Source organism: Inediibacterium massiliense (assembly GCF_001282725.1).
Taxonomy (GTDB): domain Bacteria; phylum Bacillota; class Clostridia; order Peptostreptococcales; family Thermotaleaceae; genus Anaerophilus; species Anaerophilus massiliensis.
In genome coordinates, this window is record NZ_LN876587.1 from 116968 (window position 1) to 132015 (window position 15048).

Consider the following 15048-nt stretch of genomic DNA (forward strand, 5'->3'; position numbering starts at 1 on the left):
GGGAACGATTATGAGTATGTTTTGTTATCAATGTCAAGAAACTGCAAAAGGTACCGGTTGTGAGGTAAGAGGCGTATGTGGCAAAAATGAAGAAGTTGCAAAATTGCAAGACTTACTGATTTATGTTACAAAAGGGATTTCTGAAATTGTTATAAAAGGCAAACTGGATGTTAAATCCATAAGCGAAGTAAATCATCAAGTCCTAAAAAGCCTTTTTATCACCATTACAAATGCTAATTTTGATGATGGTGCAATTGAAAATCAAATCTATAAAATGATTGGCTTAAGAAACGAGCTAAAAAAACAGGTTTCCGGTGTTAATCTTGGTGATGCAGCGGAGTTTGAAGTAAGCGATAGAGCATCTATGTTAGACAAAGCATCAAAAGTAGGTGTTCTTTCAACCGAAAATGAAGATGTCCGTTCTCTTAGAGAAATGATTATCTATGGTTTGAAAGGTATGGCGGCATATACACATCATGCCCTTAATATCGGCAAAGAAGATCTTGCTATTAATGCATTTATCTATGAAGCACTTGCTTCAACCCTTGATGATTCATTGTCGGCAGATGATCTCGTAGCTTTAACATTAAGGACAGGTGAGTTTGGTATTAAAGCCATGGCACTGTTAGATGAAGCCAATACTTCTAAATATGGAAATCCTGAAATCACTAGTGTTAATATTGGTGTAAGAAACAATCCCGGAATACTGATTTCAGGTCATGACCTCACTGATTTAGAGCAACTACTGGAGCAAACAAAAGGTACAGGCGTTGATGTTTATACCCATAGTGAAATGCTTCCTGCACATTATTATCCTTTCTTCAAGAAGTATGACAATTTTGCGGGAAATTACGGCGGTTCATGGTGGCAGCAAGTTACTGAATTTGTAACTTTCAATGGACCAATTCTGTTTACTACAAACTGTATCGTACCTCCAAGAAGCGAGGAAATCAGAAAAAGAATCTTTACTTCCGGTGCATCAGGCTATCCCGGATGTCCTCACATCACAGCTGATGAAAATGGCAAAAAAGATTTTTCTGAAATTATTACGATGGCAAAGCAGTGTAAGCCTCCTGTAGAAATTGAATCAGGCAATATTGTTGGTGGTTTTGCTCACAACCAAGTGTTTGCTCTTGCAGACAAAGTAGTTGATGCAGTAAAATCAGGTGCAATTAAGAAGTTTTTCGTCATGGCAGGCTGTGATGGCAGAATGAAATCTCGTGAGTATTACACTGAGTTTGCAGAAAAACTACCTAAGGATACGGTTATCCTTACTGCAGGATGTGCCAAGTACCGTTACAATAAACTTGAGTTAGGAGATATTGGTGGTATTCCAAGAGTTCTTGATGCTGGCCAATGTAATGATTCCTACTCTCTTGCAGTAATCGCATTGAAGCTGAAAGAGATATTTGAACTTGAGGACGTTAACGATCTGCCGATTGCATTTAACATCGCATGGTATGAGCAAAAAGCGGTAATTGTCTTACTTGCGTTACTTTATTTAGGTGTGAAGAATGTTCATCTTGGTCCTACCTTACCAGGATTTTTATCTCCGAACGTTGCAAAGGTCCTTGTTGAAAAGTTTGGCATTGCAGGTATCGGACAAGTTGAAGATGATATTAAGTTATTTATGGGTTAATAATTGATATTGATGTTTTAGATAAAAGGCAAAGATTCTGGTTGGAAATCAGAATCTTTGCCTTTTATGTTTGAAAATAAATCTCACTGTGATTATTAATTTTTTAATATATTTTGGAATAAATTTCACTCAGCTAGAAAAACTAATACAAGCGGAGCAAAAGTACTCTAAGGAGGTTTAATAATGGAAAATTCAATGTTTTGTTATCAGTGTGAGCAAACATTAGGTGGAAAAGGTTGTGTGAAATCAGGAGTTTGTGGCAAAAATCCAATTGTTGCCAATTTGCAGGACATACTGATTCATGAATTAAAAGGTATTGGGTTCTATGGTCAAAAAAATTTAGAAAAAGGTCTAAAGATTAGAAGTGAAATAAATAAATTTGTAGTAGACAGTATGTTTTCTACACTTACAAATGTTAATTTTGACCCAACCAGATTTGTAGAGTATATTAAAAAGGCAGAGAAAATAAAAGAAGAACTTAAAAATGCAGTTGGTGAGATTGAAAATGTACCTGAAGCGGCAAAATACAAAGCACCAGAAACTATGGAAGAAATGGTAGAAGAAGCGAAGAATATAGGTATAATGTCTGATGAAAGTTTAGATATGGATATACGTTCCTTAAGAGAGCTGTTAATATATGCATTTAAAGGAATGGCCGCCTATGCCCATCATGCTTATATACTCGGTAAATTTGATGATGAAGTGAATAATTTCTTTTATAAAGGGTTAGCTGGGACTATTGATGATAGCTTAACGGTTGAAGACTTATTTAATCTAAATATGGAACTTGGAAAAATAGATCTAAAATGCATGGAAATACTAGATTCTGCAGTTACCAGTACTTATGGTAATCCTGAACCAACAGAAGTATTGATTACTAAGAAAAAGGGCCCTTTTATTATAGTATCAGGACATGATTTAAAAGATTTAAAAGAACTGTTAGAACAAACAGAAGGCAAAGGTATAAATATATATACTCACTGTGAAATGCTTCCTGCAAATGCTTACCCTGAATTGAAAAAATATAAGCACTTAATAGGAAACTTTGGAGGAGCCTGGCAGAAACAGCAGGAAGAATTTGATGGAATCCCTGGATGTATATTGATGACTACTAACTGTGTACAAAAACCAAGAGAAAGCTATAAAGATAGATTGTTTACAACAAGTATTGTTGGTATGCCTGACTGCCCACATATAGACGAATATAGTGGAAAAAAAGATTTTACGTCTATTATGGAAAAAGCATTGGAATTAGGTGGGTGGCAGGAAGATGAACCTGAAAAGAGAATACCAATTGGTTTTGCACATAATGCTATTTTAAGTCATGCAAATGAAATTGTAAATGCAGTTAAAAATGGTGACATTAAACACTTCTTCTTAATTGGAGGTTGTGATGGGGCAAGACCGGGCAGAAATTACTACACAGAATTTGCAGAAAAAACTCCAAAAGATACGATTATTTTAACCTTAGCCTGTGGTAAATTTCGTTTCAATAAACTTGATTTAGGAACAGTGGCAGGCTTCCCAAGAATACTTGATTGTGGTCAATGTAGTGATTCATATTCAGCTATTAAGGTTGCAATTGCATTAGCAGAAGCATTTAACTGTGGAGTAAATGAATTGCCACTTTCCTTAGTTCTTTCTTGGTATGAACAAAAAGCAGTTGGAATACTTCTTGCTTTATTATCTTTAGGAATAAAAGATATTAGACTTGGACCAACACTGCCAGCATTTATTACACCAAATATACTGCAAGTATTAGTTGACAAATTTGATTTAAAACCTATTTCGACACCTGAACAAGATTTGGGAGCAATTTTAGGACAACAAGGTTAATTACTACTTTAATTGTAAAAGCTAGATTAAAAAATTAAAAAGCTGTTGAATAATTATTAAAAATATTTTATTCAACAGCTTTTTATTATAATCGAAACACAATGGAAGATTATCAAGCACTTTTACAATTTTATTGAAAATACCTAAAAATACTAAAGCTTTTGTTTTTTTCACGGATATTAAATATAAAATCAAAAATATCTTGAAGGAGTTACTTGGTATAACAAGCACCATAATACAATCGTTTGGAGATGTAAACGGCAATAAAAAAGTGACACCACACAGTGCAGCAATGCAAGTAGTGTAAGTGAAACTGCATTGCTCAATGCAGTTTCTAAAGTGCTAAATACAATTATTGCTAATAAAATACAAACAGCATCTTCCCTGTTTTTGCGGTCTAAAGCTTCTATCGTAAATCTATTTAATGGTACTGAAATTAACATAGAAACAATTGAAGAAGTAAAGTTAAATAGTATAATAAGTTCAATCGATGTGCTAGATAAAGAGCAAATAAGTATCCACTTTAAATCAGGCCTAATAATAGACCAAACTTTATGATAACAATTTAATAAATTGCACAGAATAAAGCCTTTAAATTACAGTATCATCATTTAAAAGTTTTATTGCGTACAATTTTACTTTTGATAAGATTGTTTACGACTACTATGGCTTAAGTAGATAAGATGTTGGAAGAAAATCTTGGGGATTTGGTGTTTTCTTAAAGAAATATTGTTCCACCAAGGAACCACCAGTTCCTCACGACATCATTATTGTCTACTCAAGGCACGTGGAGTGCGTGGTGAAGATAGAGAAGAAATAGGTTGAAATCAAAGGGTTAGAGAGATTTTAACTAAATATGGATGTGTGTTTTATGTTTCCTCAGACTACGGTTTGAGGAAATTTTGGGTTAGGGGGTCTAACAAATATGCAGAATGGAGAGTATTTGTGAAAGAGATATTTAGATTTTCATTTTAGAAAAATTGAATAAAGAGATTGATAAGAAATTTATAGTAAGGGCTTATGAGGACAAATATATTCCTGAAGTGTTAAAATACTATTTAGAGAGTGAAATTCATATGGATGTTCAAACAGAAGTAGTAAATAAAATAAGAAAATCTAATGAAGAATACAATAATCGATTAGAAGAAGCTAAAAAAATTTATAATGAAGAGCAAAAATCTATAAATAAAGCTTTAAATTTGATAAACTAAAAATGTTGATACAGCGGTCTATACTTCAGAATTATTGAAATAATTATATATAGCTAAGTTAAAGGAGAGAACAAGCAATGGATAATAATTTTAATCATGTTTCATTTTTATGGAATATAGCAGAAAGCTTAAGAGGAACTTATAAAGAAGAAGACTACAGAAAAGTAATGCTTCCAATGATAGTAGTAAGAAGATTTGATTGTCTTTTAGATAATTATGATAGAGAAATAATAAAAAAAGTGTATAAGGAATATGACTATTTGCCAGAAGAAGAAAAAGATGAAATAGTTATAGCAGATTTACAAGAAAATCATGGTATGGATTTACAATTTTATAATGTATCTGATATTACTTGGAAGAAACTTATAGATGATAGTGAAAATATAAGATCAAATTTTGAAGAGTATCTTAATGGATTTTCTAATAATGTAAAAGAGATAATAGGTAAGTTTAAATTCAAAGATGAGATAGCTCAATTGGATAGAAAGAATAAACTATATGCAGTGCTTCAAAAAATGTATGAGGTAGATCTTCACATACATGCAGTATCTAATAATAAAATGGGATACATATATGAAGAAATGCTTAGAAGATTTACGGAAAACTCAGCAGCAGGAGAGCAATACACTCCAAGAGAAGTTATTAGACTTTGTATGGAAATGCTATTTTTAGGCAAAGAGAGCTTTCTTACTGAGGAAGGGAAGGTAATATCTATAGGAGATTTTTGCTGTGGAACAGGGGGAATGTTATCCATTGGCGAAGATTATATTGAGAAATTAAATCCAAAAGCAATAGTGAACGTATATGGGCAAGAATTATTAGATGAATCTTTTGCAATATGTCAGGCGGATATGCTTATAAAAGGACAAAACCCAGATAACATAAGACTTGGAAATACTTTAACAGAAGATAGATTTAAGGGAGAATATATGAGATTTCTTATAAGTAATCCTCCCTTTGGTGTAACTTGGAAGGATGAAGAAAAGAGGGTTAAAGAAGAAGCTGATTTAGGCTTTGATGGTAGATTTGGGGCAGGAACTCCAAGAGTAAGTGATGGTTCATTACTATTCCTTCAAAATATGATAAGCAAGATGTATGATGATGAAGAAGGAAGTAGAATAGCTATAATATTTAACGGTTCACCATTATTTACAGGTGATGCAGGTAGTGGAGAATCTAACATTAGAAAATGGATTATAGAGAATGATTTATTAGAAGGAATTATAGCACTTCCTACAGATATGTTCTATAACACTGGTATAGCAACTTATATATGGATTCTCACTAATAGAAAAGAAGAAAAAAGAAAAGGGAAGATACAACTTGTTAATGCAATAGAATATTACCAAAGTATGAGAAAAAGCTTAGGTAATAAGAGAAAAGAAATATCAAAAGATCAAATGAGGGAAATTAAGGCATTATATGCAAGCTTTGAAGAAAATGAAAACTGTAAAATATTTGATAACGAAGACTTTGGATATAGAAAAATAACTATAGAAAGACCACTTAAATTAAGCTTTAAAGTAAATGAAGATGCAATAGAAAGAGTAAAGGAAACTACTCAATTTATAAACCTTGCAGTATCTAAGAAAAAGAATGAAAAAATTAAGGCAGAGGAAGAAGCAGCCGGAAAAGATGAACAAGAAAAAATAATAAGAATGTTAGAAAGCTTTGATAATGATAAAGAATACTTAAATAGAGAAATATTTATAAAAGAGTTAAAAGAAAAAGCCAAAGAATATGGAGTTATACTTAGAGCAGCCCTTTTAAAAGCTATATGGACAGCTATTGGAGAAAGAAATGAAAAAGCAGATATTTGTAGGGATTCTAAAGGAAATATAGAAAGTGATTCGACTTTAAGAGATACAGAATCAATTTCACTAAAAGAAGATATAAATGAATACTTTAAAAGAGAAGTAAAACCTCATGTTCCTGATGCTTATATGGATGAGCATACTTTTAATAATATAGGCTATGAAATACCATTTACTAGACATTTCTATAAATATAAAAAACTAAGACCTTTTGCTGAAATAATGAAAGAGGTTGAGGAGCTTGAAAGGGAAATAGCAGTTGAAATAAAGAAGGTGTTAGACTAATGAAGTACAGATATAGAAATGAAAAGGAAATGAAAGATAGTGGGGTTGAGTGGATAGGGAAGATATCTTTTGATTGGAATGTTTTAATGTTTAAAAGAGTTATAGAAAGTGTTAAAAATGGAATATGGGGTGATGAACCTAAAAATAATGGAGATGATATTCCATGTATTAGAATATTAAATTTTGATAGAAGTAAAATGGAAATAAAGCTTGATGATCTTACATTCAGAAATATTCCAATATATAAGCGGAAGGAATATTTATTGGAAAAAGGTGATTTGTTAATAGAGAAATCTGGTGGAGGAGAAAAAAGTCCTGTTGGATTTGTTGCTAAGTATGATTATGAATTGCCAGCAGTATATGCTAATTTTATGGCTAAAGTATCATTAAATAAAGAATTAGCTAATTCTGGATTTGTTAAATATATGTGTTCAGATATTTATTCTAAAAGAGTGCATTTGGATTCAATAAATCAAACTACAGGTATACAGAACTTAGATTCACAAGCTTACTTTAAGCGAAATATTGCTATTCCAAATATAAATGAACAAATTAAAATAGCAAACTTTCTAGATCAAAAAACAGCTCAATTTGATTCTATAATTTCAAAAAAAGAAGCTTTAATTCAAAAATTAGAAGAAGCTAAAAAAAGTCTTATAAGTGAGGTTGTAACGGGTAAGGTTAAGGTCGTTAAAACTTCTGATGGATATGAGCTGGTGGAAAGAAAAAAAGAAGAAATGAAGGATAGTGGAGTTGAGTGGCTGGGAGAGATACCTAAGGAGTGGCAAGTTAAAAAGATAAAGCATGTAACATCATTAAGAAGTGGTGATAGTATTATATCAGAGGATATTGAAGATATAGGTAAGTATCCTGTATATGGTGGAAATGGTTTAAGAGGATACACAAATAAATACACACATGATGGAACTTATATATTGATAGGAAGACAAGGGGCACTATGTGGAAATATTAATTATGCTTATAATAAATTTTGGGCATCAGAACATGCTATTGTGGTAAATCCTCTAGTAGGAGTTGATTTCATATGGTTGGGTGAATTATTTAGAAGTATGAATTTAAATCAATATTCCGTATCTGCAGCTCAACCAGGATTAGCCATTGGAATGATTGAAAATTTAAGAATTCCCTTTATAACAGTCGACGAACAAAAAATAATTTCAAAAATATTAAATGAAAAAATACTTAAAATAGAACGTGCAGTAGAAAAAATTCAAAGTCAAATAAAAAAACTAAAAGAAGCCAAACAAAGCTTAATAAGTGAAGCAGTTACAGGAAAAATTGAAATACTAGATTAGTTATATATATTTAAATCTCTTTTGTATTTGATGGAAAATCTATTGATATAATAGTTTTAAGGAAAGGAGAGGTATGGGAATGAAGGTAGAAAAAATAAAATACAATGGGCATGAATTATTTAATAATTTAGAGATAGATTTTAAAGATTCCAATGAAGATATATTAAATACCATTGTTATTATTGGTGAAAATGGAGCTGGAAAAACTACTTTATTAAAAAGCATTTATGATGCTTTTGATATAGATGAACGAGGTTATAAGGAATTAGAAGATAATAAAGTGGAATTAACTCCTGCATTATATACAGCAACTGTGAAGTTAGAGGATAATGAATTTGGAACGTTATATAATAATTTACTAGGATCTAGAATAGATGCTAATGAAAATGATCCTAAGATTGTATATATGCCAACAGAAATTAATTTTGAAAAGATTAATAAAGTGGATAATACGTTAAATTTCACACCAGATTTTAGAAATATAATTGATCAAAATATGACTCAAAATATACCATCATTCATAGCCACTAAAATAAATAAAGAAATATTTAAAAATAGAGATAAAACCATAGGTGAGGTTATAGATAAAGTTTGTAAGGACATAAATAGCATATTTTCTATTATGGATTTAGATGTTCAGTTAGTAGGGCTTTCTGAAACTAATGAAACAAAGCCTATATTTAGAAATAGCTTAGGAACTGAATTTGATATTACTGGATTATCTTCAGGGGAAAAACAATTATTTTTACGTGCATTATCATTAAAATTTTTAGAGGTAAATAATTCGGTGATTTTAATTGATGAACCTGAAATATCTCTGCATCCAGGGTGGCAAAGAAAGATCATTGATGTATATGAAAATATAGGTGAGAACAATCAATTAATTATTGCAACACATTCTCCACATATTATTGGTGATATAGAATCAAAACAATTGCGTGTTATAAAGAAAGAAAAAGAGGGTATTAAACTTGTTGACAATAATGAGTTAAATGAAACTTATGGAAAAAACATAGGTGATATATTAAGCACAACTATGAGAGTGGATAGCTTAAGAAATGAGGATATTACTAGTAAACTAAATAAAGCTTATGAATTGTTAAATAAAAATTTATATGATACAGAAGAATTTAATGAAATATTTAATTATCTAAGAAAATATTTAGGAGATTTAGATAAAGATATTATGAGAATAAGACTAGATATATCTGTTAGGAATAAGAAAAATGCTGAAGGTTAATAAAGAACAAGAACCAAACTTTCTATTAGAATATAAGAAAAAATATACTCCTAAATCATGGATAGATTACGATAAGGACAATATTAGAAATCAAATCAAGGAAAATATATTAGTTATAGAGCAAGAAGAATATTGTCCTTATTGTGAAAAGAGAATATATGACAATCATGATGGTCATATAGAGCATATTATGCCAAGAGATAAATATCCAAATAAGTTTCAGAATTATGATAATCTTTTAGTGTCATGTAATCAAAAAAATAGTTGTGGAATGTATAAAAAAAATGAGTATGATGATGAGTTTATAAATCCAGTTATAGAAAATCCAGAGGATTATTTTAATTACAATATTGCCAATGGAGAGCTAATACCAAAAATCAATGATGAAAACAGTAATAAATATATAAGGGCAGACTATACAATAAATACTTTAAACTTGAATTGTTATGAGTTAAAGGAAGCTAGAAAAGCTTTGATAGATATACTAGAGGTATATAGAGAAAATTATGATGAATATAAGGAGTATTTACAATTCTTTTTAGATGATGGTCATAACTTTCCAAGTTTAATAAAATTATATATGCAATTGTAGAAGGGGGATAATATGTTACCTAAGGAAAGAAACTTAGAAGAAAGCATTGAGAATTGTTTAGTTTCAGCAGGATATGAACAAGGACATTCTCAGGAGTTTGATTTACAATATTGTTTATTTCCTGAGGATTTATTCAGATTTTTAGAAGCGACTCAAAGGGAATTATTAGAGGAGTTTAGATTTAATAGAGGAACTAACTGGAAGAAGGCTTTTTTAGATTTAGTGAATTCAAATATAAATAAAAGAGGACTCATTCATGTTTTAAGAAATGGTATTGAAGATATCATGATGAACGGTAATTTTAAGCTATTTTATAATAAGCCTAATTTAAGTTCCAATAAAACAGATTTGAAGAATTATAAAGAAAATATATTTAAAATTACAAGGCAGCTTAAATATAGTACTAAAAATAATAATACTTTAGATGTAGTGTTATCTTTAAATGGTTTTCCTATTATAGTTATGGAACTTAAAAATCAATTTACAGGACAAAATGTTTATAATGCCATAAGACAGTTTAAAGAGGATAGAGATCCAAAGGAAAAGTTATTTGGATTTAATGAAAGAGTATTAGCTTATTTTGCTGTAGATACGGATGAAGTATATATGACTACACAGATTAAAGGAGCTAAGACTTTCTTTTTGCCCTTTAATAAAGGATATAATAGGGGTAAAGGAAATCCATCAGTAGAAGGCAAGGAAAAGACTTGCTATCTTTGGGAGGATATATTAACAAAGGATAGTTTGCTAGATATTATTAAGAGATTTTATTTTATACAGGAGGATTCAAAGAAAAATAAAAGGGCTATTTTTCCGAGGTATCATCAGCTAGATGCTGTAAGAAAAATTGTAGCTGATTTAGAAGTTCATAAGGCAGGACTAAATTATCTTATAGAGCATAGTGCAGGAAGTGGCAAGACCAATACAATAGCGTGGACAGCCCATAGATTATCAAGTTTACATGATGAAGAGGATCATGCAATATTTGATTCAGTTATTGTAGTTACGGATAGAAAGGTACTGGATAAACAGCTTCAAGATGCTATATATCAGCTTGAGCATAAAAATGGATTAGTTATTAAAATAGATGATAAGAAAAATTCAACAGATTTAGCCGATGCTATAACAAGTGGTATTAAGATTATCATTACTACAATACAAAAGTTTCCTTATGCCCTTGAAAAGATTAAAGAATTAGAAAAGAGAAAATATGCTGTGATTATTGATGAGGCTCATTCCTCTACAGCAGGTGAAAATATGAGTGCTTTAAAAGAAACTTTGGCTGGTAAGACTTTAGATGAAGCGGCTAGAGAGCAGGCAGATGAAGAAAAAAATGAAAAATCTAGTATGGATAAGATGTCTGAGTTAATTGAAAAAAGGACAGATTTGAAAAATATCAGTTTCTTTGCATTTACTGCAACACCTAAAAATAAGACAATGCAGATATTCGGAAGAATTGGACAAGATGGAAAGCCCCATGAATTTCACTTATATTCTATGAAGCAAGCAATAGAAGAAAAATTTATATTAGATGTCCTAAAGAATTATATGCCAGTGAGTGTTTATTATAAGGTTGGAAAGAAAATAGAAGATAATCCTGAATTTGATAAGGGTGAAGCTAAAAGAGCTATTAATAAGTTTGTTAGCTTAAATGCACATAATATAAGACAAAAGGTTGAAACTATAGTAGATGATTTTGTGGAAAACAGAGTGATGTGGATAGGTGGAAAGGCTAAGGCAATGCTTGTTACTGCCAGTAGACTTCATGCTGTAAGATATAAAATAGCAATAGATAAATATATAAAAGAAAAGGGATATGATATAAAAGCATTAGTGGCCTTTTCAGGAACTGTTAATGATGAAGGGGAAGAATATACTGAAGTATCTATGAATAAAGAAGTAGCTTTAGATATTACGGAAACAAATTTACCTAAAATATTTGATAAGGATGAGTTTAAGATTCTTATTGTTGCAGAAAAATATCAGACGGGATTTGACCAACCAAAGCTTTGTGCTATGTATGTAGATAAGAAGTTAGATGGTGTAAAAACTGTACAAACTTTATCAAGATTAAATAGAATTTATCCTGATAAACAAACATTTATATTAGATTTTCAGAATTCAGTAGAAGATATTCAAGAAGCATACAAGCCTTATTTCGAAATGACTAATATTGATAGAGTTACAGATCCAAATGTAGTAAATGATTTATGGTATCAGTTACACGAATATGGAATATATCATGATGAAGAAGTAAATGATTTTGCAATTCTTTTTTATAAAGATAAAAGAACTAATTCTCAGGATGGAAAAATGAACAACATAATAGATAAAGGTGTTGAAAGATACTGCTTTTTAGAAGAGCAAGATGAAAAAGAAGCAGATGAATTTAAGAAAAAAGCCCAGAAGTACATAACTTTTTATAATTTCTTACTTCAAATATATCCTCTAAAAAACCTAAATCTTTTAAGATTACAGGTGTATTTAGTAGCTTTATTGAAGAAGTTACCTAAGAAAGGTAAAGAAAGGATAAAACTTGATGATATTTTAAGTTTAGATTATTACAAATTGCAAAAGTTGGGTAAGGATGAAAAGATAGGTTCAGATATATCATTAACTTATGGTGATGGTGAATTAGTTGGAATATCAGAAAATGCTTCGTCTCGTATTAAAGAAGATCAAGAAGAGTATTTAGATGATATAATAAAAAGAATCAATGATGTATTTGGAATAGGACTTACAGAAGAAGATAAAATAGTTATAGACCACTATGAAGAAATGTTTAAACAGGATAAAAATATTATGGATATAGCTAAGGCGAATAGTTACGAAGACTTAGTAAATACATTTGCTAAGAGCTATTTTAAAAGAGGTATTGTCAAAGCCAAAAATAGAAATGACAGGTTAGTTAAAGAAATATTAACTAATGCAAATCTTCAAAACTTTATGGTTCACTATTTAGCTGCAAGAATATATGATGAGGCAAATAGATAATATTATAAAGAAAGAGAAGTGAGCAATTAATGGAAGATATTAAATATGAAATAGTAGAAACAATAGGAGCAATTTTAGAATGATCAAAAGGTTGGACAGAGGAATTAAAGAAGCTTAGAGATGTATTAAATAATATGGATTTATAAGGTGCCAGTGTATTATCAAAAGCAATAAGACAGGGGATGTAGGTAATATGTACATTATCAAAAATAAACAAGCGGAGAAAATTGAATCAGTTACTTTTTATGAACTTGGTATGCAGGAAAATGATATAGAGGAGATTTTAAGATGTAGTATTGATATGCTTTGTGACGATGAAGAATCAATGCTTATTGTAGGTAGACAAGTTCAAAATGAAAAATTGGGACGAAGTGATTTAACTGCTGTTGATAATAACGGAAATATCGTATTGATAGAAATTAAGAGAGATCGTAGAGATATTGAAAATAGGAAAGAGGCTTTTGAATTTCAGGCTATTCGTTATGCTGCAAGTTATGCAACGATTGAAAGTACCGATGATCTTGTGAAAAAAGTTTATGCTCCTTATATTGAGAAATACCGCAGTGAATTTGAACTTGGAGAACTTACTTCATATGAATTAGGAATCAGGAAATTAAATGAATTTTTAAAGGTCAATGAGGCAGAAAATACTTTTAATAAAAAGCAAAAGATCATTCTTGTAGCATCTGATTTTGATGAACAGACTCTTTCAGCTGTGGCATGGCTTAATAGTAACCATGTTGATATGAGCTGTTATAAGCTTACTCCTTATAAGATAAATGAACAAATTTATTTACATACAGAAAAATTACTACCAGTGACTAATTACGATGATTATTATGTAAATCTAATGGATAAATCAGTTTCTTCTATTGTGAAGGAAAATAAAAATATCACACGAAGATCACTACCTAAAATTGATGCTATGCTTGATTGGGGAGTTGTAAAAGAGGGAGATGTTATTGTTGCAAAAGATAGAGACGATGAAGGGACTCTTTTGGCTAATGGAAATGTAAAGGTAGATGGAAAAGCAATGTCTATGCAGGTATGGTTAAAAGAGCTGTATGGATGGTCAAGCGTTCAGACTTATGTATTTGCAGTACATAAAGAAAGTGGCAAGACATTAGCACAGATACGAGAAGAATATATGGAGAAGCAAGCAAAGATAGATTCTGAAGAAGTATAAGTAAAATACCTCTATTTTGCGTCAAAATCATTAAGCTTGAAAAGCAAGGCTAATGCCTGAATCCAAATATTCCATTTGTGGGGGAGTAGAACTATATGTTTTACTTCTTTTTCATGTCCATTTTCAGAACTTTGGGAAAAGCTGTTTAGTCGGATTGAGTTTAGAGGAATTTTTAAAATGAATACTTAAGTGGAAAAGGAAGTTTCACTATAGCAAAAGAACTGAATGAAGATAAAATACCTACCATAGGAAAAGGAAAATGGCATGATACTACCATTTTAGGAATATTAAAGAATGAAAAATATAAAGGAGATGCATTACTGCAAAAGACATATACTGTTGATTTTCTTACAAAGAAAAGAGTGGAAAATAACGGTGAAGTTCCACAATACTATGTAGAGGAAAGTCATCCTGCAATTATTGATAAAGAAATGTGGGAAGCAGTTCAGCTTGAAATAGAGAGAAGAAGAAACTTTGCAAGAGAACATGGAATAGTTAAAGTGGATTATGCTACAATCACTAATCCTTTTGCAGGAAAAGTTATTTGTGGACATTGTGGTAGTGTTTTTGGAAGAAAGGTTTGGAATTCTAATGATGAAAGATTTAGAAAAGTTGTTTGGATGTGTAATAAACGGTATGCAGTAAAAGGGAAGAAAGGCTGTAATAATAAACATGTATATGATAAGGTTTTATATCAAGCCTTTATAAATGCTTTTAATGCCATGATTGAAAACAAAGATTATTTTATGGAGAAGTGGAAGAAGAATTTAGAAAGTGACAATGTTTTAGTAAGGTATAAGGCAAAGCAGTTCATAAAGATTTTTTAAAATGCAAAATCGATAGAAAAGTTTGATACGGATTTGTTTTTTAGTATAGTGGAGAAGATGGAAGTGTTTGATGGTGAGAAGATTATTGTAAGCTTGCTTGATGAGACG

Annotated in this window: 11 protein-coding genes and 1 pseudogene; all 12 read left to right on the forward strand. The window is 30.6% G+C overall.

Annotated features, from left to right (window positions below; all coding sequences use genetic code 11):
• The first annotated feature begins 10 nt into the window (after positions 1-10).
• Positions 11-1639 (forward strand): hydroxylamine reductase, encoded by a 1629-nt coding sequence (hcp, locus tag BN2409_RS09160; RefSeq protein WP_053956342.1) that lies wholly within the window; start codon positions 11-13, stop codon positions 1637-1639.
• A 183-nt stretch (positions 1640-1822) separates the two neighbouring features.
• Complete coding sequence (gene hcp, locus BN2409_RS09165) at positions 1823-3475, forward strand: hydroxylamine reductase (protein WP_053956343.1); 1653 nt, start codon at positions 1823-1825, stop codon at positions 3473-3475.
• A gap of 133 nt (positions 3476-3608) precedes the next feature.
• Positions 3609-3782: a hypothetical protein gene (locus BN2409_RS17210; RefSeq protein ID WP_199872987.1), complete on the forward strand. Its 174-nt coding sequence runs from the start codon at positions 3609-3611 to the stop codon at positions 3780-3782.
• 673 nt (positions 3783-4455) lie between these two features.
• Positions 4456-4686, forward strand: a complete 231-nt coding sequence (locus BN2409_RS09175; RefSeq protein ID WP_053956345.1) for a hypothetical protein — start codon at positions 4456-4458, stop codon at positions 4684-4686.
• A gap of 77 nt (positions 4687-4763) precedes the next feature.
• Entirely contained in the window at positions 4764-6785 is a 2022-nt protein-coding gene (locus BN2409_RS09180) for a type I restriction-modification system subunit M (RefSeq protein ID WP_053956346.1), read from the forward strand.
• Positions 6785-8101 (forward strand): restriction endonuclease subunit S, encoded by a 1317-nt coding sequence (locus BN2409_RS09185; protein WP_053956347.1) that lies wholly within the window; start codon positions 6785-6787, stop codon positions 8099-8101. The genes BN2409_RS09180 and BN2409_RS09185 overlap by 1 nt, the downstream gene beginning before the upstream one ends.
• A 79-nt stretch (positions 8102-8180) precedes the next feature.
• On the forward strand, positions 8181-9341 hold the full coding sequence (locus BN2409_RS09190; protein WP_053956348.1) for an AAA family ATPase: 1161 nt from the start codon (positions 8181-8183) through the stop codon (positions 9339-9341).
• Positions 9328-9933 (forward strand): retron system putative HNH endonuclease, encoded by a 606-nt coding sequence (locus tag BN2409_RS09195; RefSeq protein ID WP_053956349.1) that lies wholly within the window; start codon positions 9328-9330, stop codon positions 9931-9933. Before BN2409_RS09190 ends, BN2409_RS09195 begins: the two co-directional genes overlap by 14 nt.
• A 12-nt stretch (positions 9934-9945) precedes the next feature.
• Entirely contained in the window at positions 9946-12927 is a 2982-nt protein-coding gene (locus tag BN2409_RS09200; protein WP_053956350.1) for a type I restriction endonuclease subunit R, read from the forward strand.
• A 193-nt stretch (positions 12928-13120) separates the two neighbouring features.
• Positions 13121-14113 carry a hypothetical protein gene (locus tag BN2409_RS09205; RefSeq protein WP_053956351.1) on the forward strand — a complete coding sequence of 331 codons (993 nt, stop codon included), beginning with the start codon at positions 13121-13123 and terminating at the stop codon, positions 14111-14113.
• Positions 14114-14301: 188 nt separating this feature from the next.
• A pseudogene (locus BN2409_RS17645) lies at positions 14302-14568 on the forward strand (recombinase family protein); the annotation flags it as partial.
• Positions 14545-14940 carry a recombinase zinc ribbon domain-containing protein gene (locus BN2409_RS09210; protein WP_278320240.1) on the forward strand — a complete coding sequence of 132 codons (396 nt, stop codon included), beginning with the start codon at positions 14545-14547 and terminating at the stop codon, positions 14938-14940. The pseudogene BN2409_RS17645 and the gene BN2409_RS09210, both read left to right, overlap by 24 nt.
• The last annotated feature ends 108 nt before the right edge of the window (positions 14941-15048 follow it).